Source organism: Streptomyces sp. NPDC111656 (genome assembly GCF_055656965.1).
The window spans coordinates 170187-187576 of the sequence record NZ_JBVKCA010000012.1; the positions used below are offsets into that span (position 1 = coordinate 170187).

Consider the following 17390-nt stretch of genomic DNA (forward strand, 5'->3'; position numbering starts at 1 on the left):
GGGAAGCACGTCCCCTTCGAGATAATTCGAGAGAAAGAGCCGAGGACATGTTCGTTGTCGACACGCAGATCCACATCTGGAAGGAAGAGACCCCGGACCGCCCCTGGGTCCCGGGCGCGCGTGAGCGCATCCGCCTCAACGGCCACCGCGAGGACCCCTTCTCCTACGAGGAGGCCCTCGAGCTGATGGACGAGGCCGGCGTCAACCGGGCGCTGATCCTGCCCCCGTCGTGGGAGGGCAACCGCATCGACTACGCGCTCGAGGCCTGCGAGGCGCACCCCGACCGCTTCGGCATCATGGCCCGTGTCCCACAGGACGACCCGGTCGAGGGCACCGCCCTGCTGAAGGAGTTCGCGCAGAACCCGTACATCAAGGGCACCCGGCTCACCTTCCACCGCCCCCAGGACCGCAACTGGATGATCGACGGGACCAACGACTGGTACTGGCCGATCGCCGAGGAACTCTCCGTCCCCACCATGGTCCACGCCCCGATCTGGAAGCGTGAACTCGGCCGGATCGCCGCCGAGCACCCCGGGCTGAAGATCATCATCGACCACATGGGCATCATGGCCCGCTGCGTGGACGACGCGATCGGCTACTGGGTCCAGGAGACCGCGGACCTCGCCGAGCACCCCAACATCTACGTGAAGGTCTCCGCGCTGCCGGGCTACTCGACGCAGCCCTTCCCGAACAAGAACATCGAGAAGTACGTGCGCGAGATGGTGGACAGGATGGGCCCGCAGCGCTGCTTCTACGGCACCGACATCACCCGGCTGCTCGGCCACGGCATCACCTACACCGACACCATCGAACAGTTCACCAAGCACTGGGACTTCACCCCCGAGGAGCTCGAGTGGATCATGGGGCGGGGTATCTCCGAGGTCCTGAACTGGCCGATCGAGGGCTGAGGAAGCACACGAGATGACGGACACCCGGAACACACCGGACGCCGCCGGAGGTGACGGCGGCGATGCCTTCGTGGCCGCCTTCAACGCCGTCGGCGCCGACTACCTCTTCTGCTCCTCGGGGTCCGAATGGGCTCCGGTGTGGGAGTCCCTCGCCCGCCGCCACCGTGACGGGCTGCCGTGCCCGCGCTACCTCGACCTGACCCACGAGACCGTCGCCGTCGGCATGGCCACCGGCTACGGACTGATCGAGCGCCGGCCGCAGGGCGTACTGCTGCACGCGGCCCCCGGACTGCTGCAGGGCTCCATGGCCGTCCACGGCGCGCTCCTCGCCGGCGTCCCGATGGTGGTCGCCTCCTCGGAGTCGACCACGTACGGCGACGGCCCCGGTCAGGACCCGGGCGGCCAGTGGTACCGCAACCTGTCTTTCGTGGGCGGCCCGCACGGCGTCGCCCAGCCCTTCACCAAGTGGGCCAACGAGGCGGCGAGCGTCCACACCCTGCCCACGATGATCACGCGGGCGGCGGAGCTGTCCTGGCGGGCCCCGGCGGGCCCGGCCTACCTCAACGTCCCGCTGGAGATCCTGTTGGAGGAGTGGGACGGCCGGGAGGCCGTGCCCGTGGTCCCGCCGGGCTCCACGCACAGCTCCCCCGAAGAGGTCGACCTCGTCGCCCAGCTGATCCGCGAGGCGGACAGCCCCGTGATCGTCACCGAGACGGCGGGCCGTGAGGCGGGCGGCTTCGAGGCGCTCCTGGCCTTCGCCGAAGCGTGGAACATTCCGGTCGTCGAGCCCGATTCGGCCGTGTGCGGCAACTTCCCGCGCACCCACCCGCTGCACGCCGGCAGCGACATCGGCCCCTGGATGGACGAGGCCGACCTCATCCTCCTCGTCAACTGCCGCGCGCCCTTCTACCCGCCCTCGCGCCGCCCGTCGAAGGCGCGGATCGTCGTCATCGACGAGGTGCCGCAGCGCCCGCACGTCGTCTACCAAGTCCTCTTCGCCGAGCGGTACCTGGAGGGCAACGTCGCCAACACCCTGCGCCAGCTCACCAAGCGGGCGAAGGCCGCCCACGCCGACGAGACAGCCGTGGCCGCCGCCACCGCGCGGCGCTGCGCGCAGGAGGAGCGGCACGCCGACGAACAGGCCGCGATCGCCGCGGCCGAGGCCAAGGCGGCAGGGGCCGAGGGCATCGACCCGGTGCTCGTGGCCGCGACCCTGCGGGGGCTGCTCGACGGGCGGGACGCGATCGTCGTCGACGAGACGATCACCCACAGCCGCGTCGTGAAACGCCATGTGCAGACCTCCGACCCCGACTCGTACTTCTATGTGCAGGGCGGACTCGGCCAGGGCATCGCCGTGGCCCTCGGCGTCAAACTCGCCGCCAGGGAAAGGTCCGTGGTCCTCACCATCGGCGACGGGGCCTTCGCGTACAACCCCGTCATCCCGTCGTACGACGCCGCCAAGGCGTACGACCTGCCACTGCTCATCGTGGTGTTCAACAACCGCGCCTACAAGTCGATGAACCTCAACCACCGCAGGTTCTACCCCGAGGGCGCGGCCGCCGAGACCGGCGAGTGGCTCGGCACCGATCTGCACCGGCTGCCCCGACTCGCCCAGTTCGCCGAGCCGTTCGGCATGCACACCGAGACCGTCGACGCACCGGACGCGCTCGCCCCCGCCCTGGAGCGCGCGCTCAAGGCCGTGACGGAGGGCACCACCGCCGTCGTCGACGTTCTCGTCACCCGCTGACCCAGGAGGCCCCCGCCACCATGACCGACACCCCAACGCCCAAGCCGGGCAAGGTCCTTGTCCCGGCCGACGATCTGCGCGCCTTCGCCGCCGCCCTCCTGGAGAAGGGCGGACTCGGCCCCGAGCACGCCCGCACCACCGCCGACGTGTTCGTCTGGGCCGCGCTGCGCGGCGTCGACTCCCACGGCACCGCGCGGGTCCCCGCCTATCTGGAGCTGCTCGCCAAGGGGGTGGCCAACGCCCGGCCCGAGATGACGTTCGCGTCCGGTACGTCGGCGGTCGCCGTCCTCGACGCCGACCGCGCGCCCGGCCCGGTGGCCCTCACCGCGGCCGCCGAGGAGGCGGTGACCCGGGCCAGGGCGGGGGGTGTCGCGGCCGTGGGGGTGCGCCGGACCGTCCACACCGGCGCCATCGGCTACTACGTGTCGAAGATCGCCGAGCAGGGCCTGGTCGGCATCGCCTTCGTCGCAGGGATGCCCAACATGGGCTACACCGGGGTCAAGGGCGCGGCCGTGGCCACCAGCCCGCTCGCCATCGCCGTACCCGCCGCGAGCCACGCGCCGCTCCTGCTGGACATGGCCACCGCCACGATCGCCCTGGGGAAGATCCGCCAAGCCAGGGCGAGTGGCACCCCGCTGCCGGAGGGGGCCGCCGCCACCGCGGACGGCACCCCCACCACCGACCCGGAGCAGGCGGTCATGCCGTTGCCGCTGGGCGGTGCCAAGGGGTCCGGCATGTCGCTGGCGTTCGAACTGCTCACCAGCGTGCTCGTCGGCGCGCCGATCTTCGCCGCCTTCCACTCGGACGATCCCCAGGGCCGGGGGCACCGCCAGAACGCCCTGATCATCGCCATCGACCCGGCGGCCTTCGGTGACGCGGACGCCTTCACGGCGGCTGTCGACGCCACTCTGGGCACGCTCAAGGGTCTGGCCGCGACGGACGGCGCCGAGGGGGTGTTCTACCCCGGTGAGCGCAGTGCCGCCGTGAGTGTGCGGCGCGCCGAGAAGGGGGTACCCGTGGCGGCGAAGGTGTGGCGTGAACTGACGGAGAGCGCGGACAGGTTGGGCATCACGCCACCCGAGGCCCGCTCGCAGGGCTGACAGTCACCTCCATGGAGAGGGGGATGGAGGAGCGGGTGGTCGGGGCGTCCGACGTGCGGCGGGCGCCTCGTCCGTCCCGGGCCCGCCCGCACGACCGCCTCCGGTCCGCCTTGCCCCTCCCGGTGTTCGGCGCTGCTCAACCGGCCTCGCGCGCCTCGGGGTTGAGGGCCTGCCGCACATGGCGGGCGATCACGGCGTAGGTCTCCAGGGCCTTCTTGTCGTCCTTCCCGTCGTACCCGTGATCGACCCCGAGCACGTCGTGGTGCTCGACGAGGGCGCCCGCCCGCTGAAGACGCTCGGCGTAGCGCACGGCTTCCGCCCTGAGAAGGTCGTACTCCGCCGTGACGACCAGAGCCGGGGCGATGCCCGTGAGGTCGGCGGTGTCGGCCGCGCCCGCGGGGGACACCAGTCGGTCGGCACGCTCGCGCGGGTCGGGGACGTACGAGCTGTCGAAGATCTCTCCCATCCAGGGGCGCAGCACCGGCTTGGCGATGGCGGCGCGCTTGTCCCGGGCGCTCGTCGCGAGGTCCAACGGCGGGTAGTGCAGGACCTGCAGGGCGATGCCGGGCCCGCCCTCCTCGAGTGCCTGGCGTGCGACGGCCGCGGCGAGACCGCCTCCGGCGCTCTGTCCGCCCACGGACAGGCGGCCGCCGTCCCAGCCGTGCTCGCCGCCGTGCTCGGCGACCCACCGGACGACCTCGAAGGCCTGCCGGGGCGGGGCGGGGAACGGGTGCTGCGGGGCCACGACGTAGTCGACGTTGACCACGGCCACCCCCGCCTCGGCGGCGAGGAAGCGGCAGAGCGGATCGTCGATCTCCGTCAGCGGCATCACGTACCCGCCACCGTGGAAGTTGACGTGAACCGGCGGTGGCGGACCCTCGGACGTCGGCAGATACACCACGACCCGGGCCGGAGCGACCGAGGTCGGGACCGTCAACTCGCTCACAGAGCGCGGGAATTCGGGGAAGCGGCCGTGCGAGGCGGCCGCCGAACCGCGGCCGCTCGGGCGCCGGTCGGCCGCCACGGCGAGGCGCTGTATCGACTTGGCGGCGAAGGAGGCCACTCCGGGCCGGGCAAGGAGAGACATACGGTTCCGATCGTCGAGCCGTGTCGCCAATCAACAGGATTCCTGGCAATTGGTGGGGCGATGCTAGCACGGGCACCCGAGCCTTCTCGGGGTTGATGCGGGCCTTCTCGGCGCCGTGTGACGTGGTCGGCCGGTCCGGCAGGCTGTGGCGGATCAGGGCGACGGCGATCCCGGCGAAGGCAGGGAAGGGTTACGCCTTGTTCTTGCAGCCATGATGCAAAGCCAGTTGAGGCGATCTCCGGGTGTCCGAGTCGGTGGTCACCAGCCAGTGGAACAAGAGGTGCGGCGAGGCAGAGGTTCATCATGTCTCTCCTGCGCGCCGGGCCCAAGCCGGACGGCGGCGCGACGTGGCACCCGCCGCGCCGCACGTCCGCAGGCTTCCCCGCGAGCCCCCATGATGGACCGGGCGAGCCCCTAGGGCCTGTCCGGCGGATCATGCCGCAGACGCGGGGGTTGGCACGCCCATCTGCGGCGTTGTCGTCACTCGCCGACGCTCCGCGTCGACTCCCTCCTCCGCCTTGCAGCTGCACGCACCAACCCCCGCTCACCAGCGTCGACGAGGCGCCGCCTGTTCCCTGCGACTTGATCCGCCGGACAGGCCCTAGGCGGTCCCGCCGTTGTTCCACAGCTGCTGGGGTTCGTCGCTGTTGCAGGTGGCCACCATCACCTGCTTGCCGCCGCCGTACGCCGGGGAGGCGATCTCCAGGCAATGCCCGGTCTTGGTGTTCTTCAGGGTCTGGCCTGCCGCGGTGGAGCTCCCGATACGCCACTCCACGTAGCCAGTGCCTCCGACGCCGCCGCAGGTTTCCAGCCCGGCCTTGTAGTCGTTGTTGAAGGGCGCCGACAGGCAGTTTCCACTCGCGCGGTTGACCAACTCGAAGGTGCCGCCGCCGGAGGAGCGCAACGTCCATACGTAGGCATCGCTGGAATTGCAGGTCCCGAAGCCGGGGTAGACCGAACCGTCGCCGGACGCGCACTGGTTGGTGGAGACGTTCCGGAGGCGCGACACGGACCCCGGGGAGAGCTTGCTCGCCCCGGACTCCGCGGAGGGCGGCGCCCCGGCTTCGGGCGTGGCCGCCGCACCGGTCCGCTCCGGCTGGGCCACGGCTGCCGCGGAGCCGGACGCGCGCACGATCGGTGCCGACGGCGAGGCGGGGGCGGACGGGGAGCCGGTGGCGGACGGCGGCCCGGAAGGCGACCGTGTCGCGGAGAACCACGGTGCCGGGGAGGACCGCTCGGGGCCCGACGGGGATGAGTCCGGCCCGAGAGTGATGGCCGTGATCGTCCCGCCCGCCACGACGACGGGCACGACCAGCATCCGCAAGCGGCGCGCACGCTGCTTGCGGATGTACGTGACATGGTCGGCGTGACCGACCGCCACCGCCCCATGGGAGGCGCTGACGTAGGAGGCCCGGATGTCACCGGCGGCGCCGAAGCCCGCCATGCGCAGCAGTCTTCCGAGGAACGCGCCGCGGCTACGGCGCTGTGGACTTGAGGAGCCGGGGGCGGTCAGTCCTGGACCGGCCCCGGCTTCGGAGGGTCCACGCGCACACCTCCGTTGACCACACCGGCGACAACCGATCCGTTTGTGGCCTTCATGGTGACGTCGCCGGTGACCGCGAACCCACCGGTACCGGCCGAGGCAGCGGAGCCGGAAGCGTGCTGCCGGACATGCTCGACCAGGGAACGCAGCGCCCCGACGGCCTCGTCCCCTTCAGGTTCCGGCAGATCCTGGAGCAGGTCCGTGAAACGCGTCTCCCAGGACAGGGACTGTGCGACACGTAACCGTTCCAGCGCCCCCTGCGCGTCTTCGGCGGATGCCCGTGCGAGATCGGCGGCGGTCTGGTCAAGGCGCTGCAACACCGCCTCTTCCCGTTGCCCGTCTCGCCCCAGGAGCCGGGCCACTGTTGTTCGGGTCCCTGACCAGGCATCGGTGCCGGCCGCCGTCACGACCGCCGTTCCCCCCGAAGCGGCAAGCCCGACCAAGATTTCCGGCAACATCCAGATCCCCTATGAACAGTTGAGTGACGGACCTTCAGCCACGCCATTCAACACGCCTCTTAGGGTGCGGGGGCGACGAATCCGACAACGGGGCGACCGACCGGGAGAAGGATTCGGAACTCGCCCGACCGGCCACGTTCGCCGACGCGCACCGCGCTCTCCCTCTGGCGCCCGTTGACAAAGCGGAACGTCGCTCCGTATCTTAATCGGAACGACGCTCCGTTTGATGCGGAGTCGATGCCGGACGCCCCTGACCGCCTCACCCGCCGTCAGCCGAACGGGACCGGCAGCAAAGGTCATTGAAGGGAAATACGCATCATGAGTGAATCGACGTACCCGGCCCACACCTTCGCTCCGCCCACTCCAGTGCTCTCGGTCAGTCCCGTAGTACTGCCGGCCCCCGGCCGAGCCGTGGATCTGGAGGTGCGCGTCTCCGCGCCCGTGACCGGGAGCGACCTGCCGGTCATCCTCCTCTCGCACGGCCAGGGTTACTCGAACCACCTCTCCTCGCTGAACGGCTACGCCCCCCTCGCCAACTTCTGGGCAGCGCACGGCTTCGTCGTGATCCAGCCCACCCACCTGAGTTCGAGCACGCTGAGCCTGGATCCCGCTACCCCCGGGGGGCCTCTGCACTGGCGCTCACGGGCCGAGGACATGACGCGCATCCTCGACCGACTCGACGTGATCGAGGCCGCCGTCCCGCAGCTTCTCGGGCGCCTGGACCACGACAAGGTCGCCGTGGCCGGGCACTCGATGGGCGGGCACACCGCGAGCCTGCTGCTCGGTGCCCGGCTCACCGATCCGGACGACGGAACGGAAGTGGACCTGGCCGAGCCCCGCATCAAGGCGGGTGTACTGCTTGCCGCGCCCGGCAGGGGCGGCGATGCCGTCACCGACTTCGTGGCCGAGAACTATTCGTTCTTCTCGACCACGGACTTCTCCAAGATGACGACGCCCACGCTCGTCGTCGCCGGCGACAAGGACGCCTCCACCCACCTGACGGTCCGGGGCCCGGACTGGCACGCCGATCCGTACTTCCTCTCCCCGGGCCCCAAGTCCCTGCTCACCCTGTTCGACGCGGAGCACGGGCTCGGCGGGGTTTCCGGATACGACGTCGCCGAGACCACGGACGAGAACCCCGAGCGAGTGGCCGCGGTCCAGCGGCTCACCTGGGCCTACCTCCGCACCGAGCTCCACCCCGGGGATTCCGCTTGGCAGGCGGCGCGTGACGCGCTGACGGCCGACCCCGACCCGCTCGGACGAGTCGAATCCAAGTAAGTCGAATCCAAGTAGTCCATGTAGTCCCAGTAATTCAAGTAATTCAAGTAAAGGGTTCAAGGCGGTCCCGGACGGCCACCAACGGTCAGCAGTACGGGTGTTGGTTGGTGAGGGAAGCCGCCACTCGCATCCACACTCCGAACAGCCGGTAGAGGCCGGGCAGAGGGACCTGCGCCTGGACGGTCCGCGTGTCCGTCGAGGTGACCCCTGGAATTCCCAGGAGGGTGGAGGCCACTGAAGCCGACTGCCAGCGGACGGTGAGCGTGGACGGGCCCGAGGGCACCACCGTGGCCGGTCGTCGCGCGGACAGACTGGCGGCGACCGCGTTCTCGATCGCGGTACGCGCTTCCGCGGCAGGTCGCAGATCCGCCGCGAATCTGTCCCGCGCATTCTTCACGGCCACGGTGGTGACGGAGGCGTCCCAGTCGGCCATCTCCGCGCAGGCACAGTCGTCACCGGTGAGGACCGCCACCGGAACGCCGATGGCCGCCGCGGTGGCGTGGGCCAGGCCGATCTCGCCCACCGGCCGGCCGTCCAGCCACATGTCTTCGATCTCGTGGCCCATGAAGCTGTGGCTCAGCACCCCGAGTGCGCCGGCCCGCGAGTGATAGCCGACGCAGACCATGGAATCGTGCTCGGGCGCGAGACCTTCGAGCATGAGCATGTGCTTGGGCTTGCCGCGGACGAGGCGGGCCGCCGGGTGCAGGGCCTCCGGAAGGATGTTGCGCATCGGTCCGTGAGCATCGTTGACAGTGATGTCGGTGGCGCCGGCCGCGAGGGCACCCCTGATCGCGGCGTTGACGTCCTCCGCCATCATCAACCGTCCACGCTCGTAGTCCCGGCCGCCGGGCTGCACGTCGTCGGCGTCGACGAGCCCTGTGACGCCCTCCATGTCCGCGCTGATGTAGATCCGCACTGCGCACACTCCTCAAGCTTGATCGCTGAGGAGACGTCTGCCACTCCTCCTACGGTTCCGTCGGGCGCGATTGCCTGGGTCCGCAGAGTGACCTGCCTCACATGCTGTCACAGCGATCGATCCCGCGGTGTCTTGAGGCCGAACCCCCGTAAACGAAGGAGGCACCATGGCCGAGAACACCGATGTGGTCGTGATCGGCGGCGGTTACGCCGGCGTCATGGCGGCCATTCGCCTGACGCAGCGCGACGACGTGACAGTGACTCTGATCAACCCGCGCCCGACCTTCGTCGAGCGGATCCGCCTGCACCAACTGGTGGGCGGGTCCGACGACGCGGTCGTCGACTACCGCAAGGTCCTGAGCGAGCGCGTCCGGCTGGTGGTCGACACCGTGACCCGGATCGACGCGGCCGAGCGCAGCGTGACGTCGGCGACCGGCGGCACGGTCGGCTACGAGTATCTGGTCTACGCGGTGGGCAGTGGCAGCGCCGACCCGCAGGTGCCCGGGGCGGCGGAGTTCGCCTACCCGATCGCCGGCCTGGAGGAGGCCCAGCGGCTGCGGCCGGTCGTCGACGCCGCGCCCGCAACGGCCGCGGTGACCGTTGTCGGAGCCGGTGCGACCGGCATCGAGACCGCCGCCGAACTGGCGGAGGAGGGCCGCACCGTCCGCTTCATCGTCGGCGGCACGGGCAAGGCCGAGGGCTCGCTCACCAGTGCCCCCACCGTGGTCAATGGCAACCCGGCACTCGTCCTACGCCTGGACGGCGAGGTCGACGGCATCATGGCGATCCGTGTCGAGGGCGCCCGCATCACCGGCCTCTACTACGTCCGCAACCCGGAGAAGCTGACCCGCGTCGCATCCGAGACCTCGCTCACCCTGCGATGAAGACGATGAAGACCGGTGGCGGAACAGCCCCCGGATATCAGGCGCGCGGCCGGCGCGGGGGGTGTCGAGCGGTGACTCGCGCGGCGATGGCTCACGCGGCGATGACGGCGGCACCCACGCGGCCGCCGTCGACGTCCACCACCGATCCGTGCACGAAGGAGGCCTCGTCACCGGCGAGCCAGACGGCGGCGCGCGCGATGGCGTCCGGGCTGCCGACTTCGCCGGCCGGTGTCCCCTTCATCATGATCTCGCCGGGGTGCGGTTCGCTCCCTTCCGCGGTGTGGGGGAGGATCACGCCCGGCGAGATGGCGTTCACCCGCACTCCCCGCGGTCCGAACTCCGCGGCCCATGCCCGGGTGAGGGTCTCCATGGCCCCCTTGGTGGAGCTGTAGAGCGCGCCGACCGGAATACCCAGGCGCGCGACCCATGACCCGAGGTTGATGATGCTGCCCCCTCCGGCCTCCGCCATGGCCGGTGCGACGGCGGCGGTCAGGAAGAACGGTGCTTTGACGTTCACCGCGTAGACCTGGTCGAAGGTCTCCTCGTCCGTGGCGGTGGTCACGGCGCCCGGGTAGATGCCGGCGTTGTTGACCAGGATGTCGATGCGCCCGCCGAGGGACCGACGCGCCCGCTCGGCCAGGTCCCGGGAGGCCCCGGCACTGCCGTCGAGATCCGCCACGAGGAAATCGGCCCGCCCGCCGGCGGCGCGGATGCCTTCGACGACCCGGGCCGCCCGCTCCCGATCGCGCCCCGACACGATGACATGAGCCCCCTCGGCGGCGAACGCCTCGGCGATAGCCCGCCCGATATTGCTCGTCGACCCCGTGACGAGCGCGGTCTTGTTGTGCAGTCGTTCAGCCATGATGTGGTCCCTCGTCCCGCTCTCCGCGGCCGGGCAGGCCGACCGGCTCCGTACGGCGGTCCACCGGTGGGCTGAACCGCGCGACCCACTGTGCATCGGCGAAAATGGACCAGCAAGTCCAGTCTGGGGCGCCTGTGAGGACGTAAAATGGACTCTTCGGTCCAGTGAGTCAGTCCGGTCAGTCCGGTCAGTCCGGTGAGTCAGTCCAGTGAGTCGGTTCAGTACGCCGGTCCAGGGAGGGAGCACGCCATGCCACACGCGCCGACCACCAAAGGCCGGGCCACGCGGGCCCGCATCATCGAGGGTGCCGCCGAGGTGCTCCGCGAAAGGGGTGTCGCCTTCACCACCCTCGACGACATCCGCGCCCGGACCGGCACGAGCAAGAGCCAGCTCTTTCACTACTTCCCCGAAGGCAAGGACGAGCTACTGCTGGCGGTGGCGCAGTTCGAGGCGGACCGCGTCCTGGAGGACCAGCAACCGTATCTGGGATGCCTGGACTCCTGGGAGTCCTGGTACCAGTGGCGGGACGCGGTCGTGGAGCGCTATGAACGCCAGGGTGATGAGTGCCCGTTGGGGTCCCTGTTCCTCCAGGTCGGGCGATCCCGGCCGGGCGCGCGGGCCATCGTGGCCGAGCTGATGCGTCAGTGGCAGGAGCAACTCGCCCGGGGCATACGCGCGCTGCGGGCGCGTGGCCTGGTGTCGCCCACCCTCGACGTCGACACGACGGCCGCCGCACTGCTGGCCGGAGTCCAGGGAGGTGTGTCGGTGATGATGTCCACGGGTGACTCGACCCACCTGAAGGCCGCGCTCGACACCGGCATCGAGTACCTGCGCGTGACGGCGGACCGGACCGACCCACGCTGACCCCGGCGCTCCCCGTGCCCGCGATCGGTGATCACGCGGGCGTGCCACATGATGGCCGGACGCCCGCTCCCCGCGCCCCCCGTCAGGACGTTCCGCGCGGGACGACCAGACCGCAGTCGTACGCCAGGATCACGGCCTGGACGCGGTCGCGCAGCTGGTACTTCTCCAGGATGTGGGCGACGTGCGTCTTGACCGTGGTCTCGCCCACGCCGAGTTCGAGCGCGATCTCCGCGTTGGACAGACCACGGGTGAGGGCGCGCAGCACGTCGAGTTCGCGCCCGGTCAGGGCGTCGAGCTTCGTCGGCACGGTCGGCGTCGCGGGCGCGGCGAGGTGGGCGAAGCGGTCCAGCAACCGGTGGGTGACGCGCGGAGAGAGCACCGCCTCACCGTCGGCCACCGTACGGATGGCGCCCACCAGGGAGTCGGCGGGACCGTCCTTGACCAGGAAACCGCTGGCCCCGGCGCGCAGGGCGTCCACGACGTGCGCGTCCAGGTCGAAGGTGGTGAGGATGACGATCCGGCTGGGCGAACCCGCCCCCACGATTCGGCGGGTGGCCTCTACACCGTCCATGTGCGGCATCCGGATGTCCATCAGGACGACGTCCGGGGCGAGGGCCTCGGCGCTCTCGACGGCGGCCACGCCGTCCGACGCCTCGCCGACGACGACGATGTCCGGTTCGGCCTCGAGGATGAGCCGGAAGCCCGTCCGGATCATGGGCTGGTCATCGACCAGCAGGACGCGGATGGATCGCATGCGGGGAGTGCCCTTCGTGCTGGGGGTCGGGTTCGGGGGAGGGGAGCGGGACGACCGCGTGGACGCAGTATCCGCCGCCCGGGCGGTTGCCGGTGTGCAGGGAGCCGCCCACGGCGCCGATCCGCTCCCGCATACCGACCAGGCCGTGACCGGAACCCCTCGTCGGCAGGGGCGGTCGCGCCATCTCGCCGCCCTGCCGCGGCCCGTCGTCGCAGAGCCGCACGGTGAGCCGGTGCCGCTCCGGCTCCCAGGAGACGGTCAGGGCGGTGTGCGTGTGACCGGCGTGCTTGAGGGTGTTGGTGAGGGCTTCCTGTACGACGCGGTAGACGGCGAGTTGTGAACCCGCCGGGAGCTCGGCGGGGGTTCCCCTGGTGTCGAACTCGACCTGGAGACCGGCGGCGCGCACCGACTCCACGAGCGCCGGCAGAGCGTCGATGGTGGGTTGGGGCGGTTCCTTGTTCGGGTCACTCTCCGCCTCTTCGTCGGTCCGCAGCACGTCAAGGAGCCTGCGCAGCTCGGTGACGGTGGCCCGTCCCGTCTCCTCGATGGTGCCGTGCAGTTCGTGGGCCTTGGCGCTGTCGCGGTCCTGGACCCGGTCGGCGGCGATGGTCTGCACGACCATGAGACTGACGTTGTGGGCGACGATGTCGTGCAACTCGCGGGCGATCCGGGCCCGTTCCTCCATCACGGCGGCGCGCGCGTTGGCGACCTGTTCGCGTTCGATCGCCGCGGCCCGTTCCAGCGCCTGGTTCCGGATGGCGGCGCGCGCTCTGGAGAGCCGGCCCAGTGCCCACGCGGCGACCAGCAGCACCGTCTCGACCAACAGGGTGGTGACGCGGTACCCGGCCGGCGCGAGCAGCGATTCGGTGACGGCCGCGGCCGGGATGAGCACCGCCACGACCAGGGTCGCCGTACGGGGGGTGGACCGTACGGCGGTGAGGAACACGCCGGTGGCCACGCCCACGTATGTCGGTCCGATGGAGGTGCCGTCGGGTCCGGAGAGCTGCGGGATGTAGTGGAGGCCCTGGAGCGCGGCGGCCGCCGCCGACATCACCAGCAGCGCGGGCAGCGGAGACCGGCGGTGCACGGCGAGCGGCAGCGCGGACACCAGCACGAGCACCAGGAACCAGGCGTCCGGCGCGCGCAGTTCGGGCCCGCCGGGCGGGATCGCCAGCGGCGTGGCCGCGCATCCGGCGATGAGCAGCAGGGCCAGACCCGCGTCGGTGACGGCCGGGGGCACACGGCGCCCGGCGAACGAGTCCATCAGGTCCATGCGCCCCACGCTAGACGGCTCACCCGGTGTCCTGATCTGCCCTGAGGGTGAGAGCGCGCGGCCGGCCTCCTCCGCGGCGGCATCCTCCGCAAGGAGGAGGCGCCCCGCGCGACCGGCGGCGCGAGGAGACCCTGCCCTCCTCCGTACGGCGGAGGGCATCGGGGATCTCGCCCGACCGGCGGAGACCACGGTTCGGCGGTGCGGCCGAGGCCGCGGCCCGTTGCCGCCGCTGGACTGGGAGCACCACTCACGGAACGCCCTGCGAGAAGCCGGAACTTGAGAAGCCGGAACTTCAGCGGCAGGAATTTGAGAAGTCGGAATTTGAGAAGTCGAGGAGTCACAGTGCGGTCTTGGGGCCAACAACCGGACGGGCCGGCCGACGGCCGGTACGCGGTGCAGCTGACGGACGTGACCAAGCGGTACGGCGACGGCCCCTCGGCCGTCCTGGCGCTCGACAAGGTCGGCGCGGGCATCGCACCCGGCACGTTCACGGCCGTGATGGGCCCTTCGGGATCCGGCAAGAGCACCTTCCTGCACTGCGCGGCGGGCCTCGACCGGCCCACCTCGGGCGTGGTCCGGCTGGGCGACCAGGACCTGTCGGCACTGAAGGAGCGACGGCTCACGGAACTGCGGCGCACCCGCATCGGCTTCGTGTTCCAGGCATTCAACCTGCTGCCCTCGCTGACCGTCGAGCAGAACATCACGCTGCCCCTGCGGCTGGCCGGACGGCAGGTCGACGAGGGCTGGTTCGACCACATCGTGAAGGCCGTCGACCTCGGCGACCGGCTCGCGCGCTTCCCCGCCCAGCTGTCCGGCGGCCAGCAGCAGCGGGTGGCGATCGCGCGCGCCCTGGTCACCCGGCCCGAGGTGATCTTCGCCGACGAGCCGACCGGGGCGCTCGACCCGGAGACCGCACGGGACATCCTGGGGCTGCTGCGGCAGGCGGTCACCGATCTGCACCAGACGGTGGTCATGGTCACCCACGATCCGGTGGCCGCCGCACACACCGACCACGCACTCTTCCTGAGCGCGGGGCACCTCGTCGACGCCTTGGCCGAGCCGAGCGCCGACCGCGTCGCGGACGTCATGGCCGGCCTGCGGAGGGCCGCCTGATGCTGAGTCTCGCCCTGTTGACGCTCAAGGCCCGCAAGGGCGGTTTCGTCGGCACCTTCGTCGCCCTGCTGCTGGGCGCCGCCGTCCTGAGCGCGTGCGGGATCCTGCTGGAGTCGGGCATACGGGCCGGATCCTCCGCCGAGCGGTACGCGGCGGCCGATGTCGTCGTCGCGGGCCGCCAGGAGGTCGAACTGACCTTCAAGGACCTCGACGGATCGACCGTGAAGGAGTCCCAGCCGCTGCCCGAACGCGTACCGCTGCGGGCCTCGTCGGCCGACCGGATCACCGGCGTGGACGGAGCGGAGAAGGTGATCGCGGACGTGGGCGCCCCGGTGCGGCTGGTGACCGGTGGCGGTCGGCCGGTGCCGGGACACCACGGCGCGGGGGTGGAGGCGCACAACTGGTCGAGCCTGGGCCTCGGCGACTTCCGGCTGACCATCGGTCACGCGCCCCGCGCCGCCGGAGAGATCGTCCTGGACACCGAAGTCGCCGCACAGGCGGACGTCCGCCCCGGCGACGACATCCGTCTGATGAGCACCTCGGTGCCCCGTACCTTCCAGGTCGCCGGACTGGTCGCCCTGAGGGACGGCGGCGCCCCCCGCCGGTCCGTGGTGTTCCTGGCCGACGCGACCCTGCGCCAGTCGGTGCCCGAAGCCTCCGTCCAGGCCTTCGGCGTCCTCGCCGCGCCCGGCGTGTCACCGCACCGACTCGCCGACGCCATCCGGTCCGCGCTCCACGACGACACCCTCGCCGTGCACACGGGGGAGGGGCGTGGACGGGCCGAGTTCCTCGACGTCACCGTCAGCGGCTCCAACCTCGTCGTCCTGGCGGCCGCGATCGGCGGCAACGTCCTGCTCGTCGCCGTCTTCGTCCTGTACGCCACCACGTCCCTGTCGATCCGGCACCGCCGCCGGGAGATCGCCCTGCTGCGCGCGATCGGCACCACCCCCGGCCAGATCCGGCGCATGGTCGCCGCCGAGGCCGCCGCCACCGGCCTGCTCGCCGGAGTGATCGGCTGCCCGGCGGGTCTGCTCCTCGTGTACTGGCTGCGCGACCGGTTCGCCGGACACGGCATCGTGCCGTCGGACTTCGGGCTCGCCCTCAGCCCCCTGCCCTTCCTCGCGGCGGTGCTCGTCACCGTCCTGACCGCGCTGGTCGCGGTGTTGTCCGCCGCGCATCGCGCGACCCGGATCCGGCCCACCGAGGCGCTCGGCGAGGCCGCCGTGGAGACCCCGGGGCTCGGCCGCGGGCGCCGGATCACCGGCGGTGTGCTGCTCGTGCTGTCGGCGGGGATCTTCGTCACCGGACTGGCGCAGGACGCCGACTTCTTCACCCTCGTCGGGCTCGCCAACTCCCTCGTCCTCGTCCTCGTCGTCGCGGTCGCCGTCCTCGGCCCGCTGGTCTCCCGTACCGCCGTAGGCCTGCTCGCCCCGCTGCTGAACCGGACCGGTGTCACCGGCTACCTCGCGGCGGCCAACACCCGGGCCAACGTGGCCCGGTTGGCCGGCGCGATCACCCCGCTCGTGCTCGCCGTCTCCTTCTCGTCGACCGTCGTCTTCGCGCAGACCACCGGGCTCAGGGAGTCGGCCGACCAGCTGCGGGCCGGGCTCGTCGCCGACCGCGTCCTCACCGCGCCGTCCGGAGTGTCACCCGAACTCGCCCAGAAGGTGGGGGACATGAAGCAGGTGGCATCGGCCACCGGACTGGTCAGGTCCAAGGTCGTCGCCATGGGCAGGATGCTGGGTGCCCAGGAGTCCGTCTCGCTCAGCGCGCAGGGCGTGGATCCTCGGGCGCTCGGCAGCGCCCTGGATCTGCGGCCGCGGGAAGGGAACATGAAGGCCCTGTCGCGGGACACCGTGGCGATCAGCACCACCACGGCCTCCTGGCTCGGGCTCGGCGTCGGGGACACCGCACGGCTCCACCTCGGCGACGGCACCCCGTTGCGGGCCAAGGTCGTCGCCGTGTACGAACGCGGCTTCGGATTCACCGACGTGACCATGGACCACGACCTGCTGCTCGCCCACACCACCGGCAAGGTCGACGAGTCCGTCCTCGTACGCTCCGCCCCCTCGGCACCCGACCTGACCCAGGCCCTGTCGCACCTGGCCGCGGCCTACCCCGGCACGGTGCTCCGTGACGGCCTCGCCGTCGACGACCAGCTCGCGGAACAACGGGCGAACGCGTGGGTCAACTACCTCGTCGTCGGCGTGATCATCGCCTACACGGCGATCACCGTCGTCAACACGCTGGCGATGAGCACGGCCGCGCGCCGACGCGAGTTCGCTCTGCTGCGGCTGTCCGGCACGGCCCGTGGGCAGGTCGTGGGCATGATGCGGCGGGAGAGCGTCATCGTCATCGCGGCCGGGGTGGGCATCGGGACCCTGCTCTCCGCGTTCCCGCTCGTCCTCGTGTCGATGGCGGTGAGCGGCACCCCGGTCCCGGCCGTGCCCGGCCTCGGCTACCTGGCGATCGCCGGCGCGACGGCGGCCCTCGCGGCCGCGGGCACGATGCTGCCGACGCGGATGCTGCTGAGGATCCGGCCGGTCGAGGCGATCGGCGCGAAGGAATGACCACGGCGTGAGCGGGCCCGGGGTGCCTCACAAG

Annotated in this window: 14 protein-coding genes and 1 pseudogene; 8 read left to right on the forward strand and 7 right to left on the reverse strand. The window is 71.2% G+C overall.

The window, feature by feature from the left end; genetic code table 11:
* The first annotated feature begins 47 nt into the window (after positions 1-47).
* The 3 genes from ACZ7M3_RS31520 to ACZ7M3_RS31530 are packed head-to-tail and all read left to right on the forward strand — an operon-like array spanning position 48 to position 3755.
* Positions 48-908: an amidohydrolase family protein gene (locus tag ACZ7M3_RS31520; protein WP_472067573.1), complete on the forward strand. Its 861-nt coding sequence runs from the start codon at positions 48-50 to the stop codon at positions 906-908.
* A gap of 13 nt (positions 909-921) precedes the next feature.
* Positions 922-2655: a thiamine pyrophosphate-dependent enzyme gene (locus tag ACZ7M3_RS31525; RefSeq protein WP_472067575.1), complete on the forward strand. Its 1734-nt coding sequence runs from the start codon at positions 922-924 to the stop codon at positions 2653-2655.
* Positions 2656-2675: 20 nt separating this feature from the next.
* Positions 2676-3755 carry an Ldh family oxidoreductase gene (locus ACZ7M3_RS31530; protein WP_472067577.1) on the forward strand — a complete coding sequence of 360 codons (1080 nt, stop codon included), beginning with the start codon at positions 2676-2678 and terminating at the stop codon, positions 3753-3755.
* Between the two features lie 136 nt (positions 3756-3891).
* Here ACZ7M3_RS31530 and ACZ7M3_RS31535 read toward each other — a convergent pair whose 3' ends face one another.
* From ACZ7M3_RS31535 to ACZ7M3_RS31545, 3 genes are all read right to left on the reverse strand, one after another.
* Positions 3892-4842, reverse strand: coding sequence for an alpha/beta hydrolase fold domain-containing protein (locus ACZ7M3_RS31535; RefSeq protein ID WP_472067579.1), 951 nt, complete (start codon positions 4840-4842; stop codon positions 3892-3894).
* Positions 4843-5443: 601 nt separating this feature from the next.
* Positions 5444-6286, reverse strand: a complete 843-nt coding sequence (locus tag ACZ7M3_RS31540; RefSeq protein WP_472067581.1) for an RICIN domain-containing protein — start codon at positions 6284-6286, stop codon at positions 5444-5446.
* 65 nt (positions 6287-6351) lie between these two features.
* Positions 6352-6705, reverse strand: a complete 354-nt coding sequence (locus ACZ7M3_RS31545) for a hypothetical protein (protein ID WP_472067583.1) — start codon at positions 6703-6705, stop codon at positions 6352-6354.
* A gap of 456 nt (positions 6706-7161) precedes the next feature.
* On the opposite strand from ACZ7M3_RS31545, the gene ACZ7M3_RS31550 reads away from it, so the two are divergent.
* Positions 7162-8121: an alpha/beta hydrolase family protein gene (locus tag ACZ7M3_RS31550; protein ID WP_472067585.1), complete on the forward strand. Its 960-nt coding sequence runs from the start codon at positions 7162-7164 to the stop codon at positions 8119-8121.
* A gap of 85 nt (positions 8122-8206) precedes the next feature.
* Here ACZ7M3_RS31550 and ACZ7M3_RS31555 read toward each other — a convergent pair whose 3' ends face one another.
* A complete protein-coding gene (locus ACZ7M3_RS31555) occupies positions 8207-9037 on the reverse strand; it encodes a M55 family metallopeptidase (protein ID WP_472067587.1) in 831 nt (276 codons plus the stop codon).
* Between the two features lie 166 nt (positions 9038-9203).
* Between ACZ7M3_RS31555 and ACZ7M3_RS31560 the strand changes: the two are divergent.
* A pseudogene (locus ACZ7M3_RS31560) lies at positions 9204-9719 on the forward strand (FAD-dependent oxidoreductase); the annotation flags it as partial.
* Positions 9720-10011: 292 nt separating this feature from the next.
* Here ACZ7M3_RS31560 and ACZ7M3_RS31565 read toward each other — a convergent pair.
* Positions 10012-10782: an SDR family NAD(P)-dependent oxidoreductase gene (locus ACZ7M3_RS31565; RefSeq protein ID WP_472067589.1), complete on the reverse strand. Its 771-nt coding sequence runs from the start codon at positions 10780-10782 to the stop codon at positions 10012-10014.
* Positions 10783-11031: 249 nt separating this feature from the next.
* Here ACZ7M3_RS31565 and ACZ7M3_RS31570 point away from each other — a divergent pair, with 249 nt between their 5' ends.
* On the forward strand, positions 11032-11646 hold the full coding sequence (locus ACZ7M3_RS31570; RefSeq protein ID WP_472067591.1) for a TetR/AcrR family transcriptional regulator: 615 nt from the start codon (positions 11032-11034) through the stop codon (positions 11644-11646).
* Between the two features lie 82 nt (positions 11647-11728).
* Here the strand turns inward: ACZ7M3_RS31570 and ACZ7M3_RS31575 are convergent, their stop codons facing one another.
* Both ACZ7M3_RS31575 and ACZ7M3_RS31580 read right to left on the reverse strand, forming a co-directional pair.
* Positions 11729-12400, reverse strand: coding sequence for a response regulator (locus tag ACZ7M3_RS31575; RefSeq protein ID WP_472067593.1), 672 nt, complete (start codon positions 12398-12400; stop codon positions 11729-11731).
* Entirely contained in the window at positions 12369-13673 is a 1305-nt protein-coding gene (locus tag ACZ7M3_RS31580; protein WP_472067595.1) for a sensor histidine kinase, read from the reverse strand. Before ACZ7M3_RS31580 ends, ACZ7M3_RS31575 begins: the two co-directional genes overlap by 32 nt.
* A gap of 342 nt (positions 13674-14015) precedes the next feature.
* Between ACZ7M3_RS31580 and ACZ7M3_RS31585 the strand changes: the two genes are divergently transcribed.
* Positions 14016-14786, forward strand: coding sequence for an ABC transporter ATP-binding protein (locus tag ACZ7M3_RS31585; protein WP_472067597.1), 771 nt, complete (start codon positions 14016-14018; stop codon positions 14784-14786).
* Positions 14786-17356, forward strand: a complete 2571-nt coding sequence (locus tag ACZ7M3_RS31590; protein ID WP_472067599.1) for an FtsX-like permease family protein — start codon at positions 14786-14788, stop codon at positions 17354-17356. Before ACZ7M3_RS31585 ends, ACZ7M3_RS31590 begins: the two co-directional genes overlap by 1 nt.
* The last annotated feature ends 34 nt before the right edge of the window (positions 17357-17390 follow it).

Bases quoted from the DNA above. Each gene is read 5' to 3' on its own strand.
- ACZ7M3_RS31590 (WP_472067599.1), top strand. From the start codon at position 14,786: ATGCTGAGTCTCGCCCTGTTGACGCTCAAGGCCCGCAAGGGCGGTTTC.
- ACZ7M3_RS31520 (WP_472067573.1), top strand. From the start codon at position 48: ATGTTCGTTGTCGACACGCAGATCCACATCTGGAAGGAAGAGACCCCG.
- ACZ7M3_RS31575 (WP_472067593.1), bottom strand. From the start codon at position 12,400: ATGCGATCCATCCGCGTCCTGCTGGTCGATGACCAGCCCATGATCCGG.
- ACZ7M3_RS31530 (WP_472067577.1), top strand. From the start codon at position 2,676: ATGACCGACACCCCAACGCCCAAGCCGGGCAAGGTCCTTGTCCCGGCC.
- ACZ7M3_RS31570 (WP_472067591.1), top strand. From the start codon at position 11,032: ATGCCACACGCGCCGACCACCAAAGGCCGGGCCACGCGGGCCCGCATC.
- ACZ7M3_RS31565 (WP_472067589.1), bottom strand. From the start codon at position 10,782: ATGGCTGAACGACTGCACAACAAGACCGCGCTCGTCACGGGGTCGACG.
- ACZ7M3_RS31535 (WP_472067579.1), bottom strand. From the start codon at position 4,842: ATGTCTCTCCTTGCCCGGCCCGGAGTGGCCTCCTTCGCCGCCAAGTCG.
- ACZ7M3_RS31550 (WP_472067585.1), top strand. From the start codon at position 7,162: ATGAGTGAATCGACGTACCCGGCCCACACCTTCGCTCCGCCCACTCCA.
- ACZ7M3_RS31580 (WP_472067595.1), bottom strand. From the start codon at position 13,673: ATGGACCTGATGGACTCGTTCGCCGGGCGCCGTGTGCCCCCGGCCGTC.
- ACZ7M3_RS31525 (WP_472067575.1), top strand. From the start codon at position 922: ATGACGGACACCCGGAACACACCGGACGCCGCCGGAGGTGACGGCGGC.
- ACZ7M3_RS31540 (WP_472067581.1), bottom strand. From the start codon at position 6,286: ATGGCGGGCTTCGGCGCCGCCGGTGACATCCGGGCCTCCTACGTCAGC.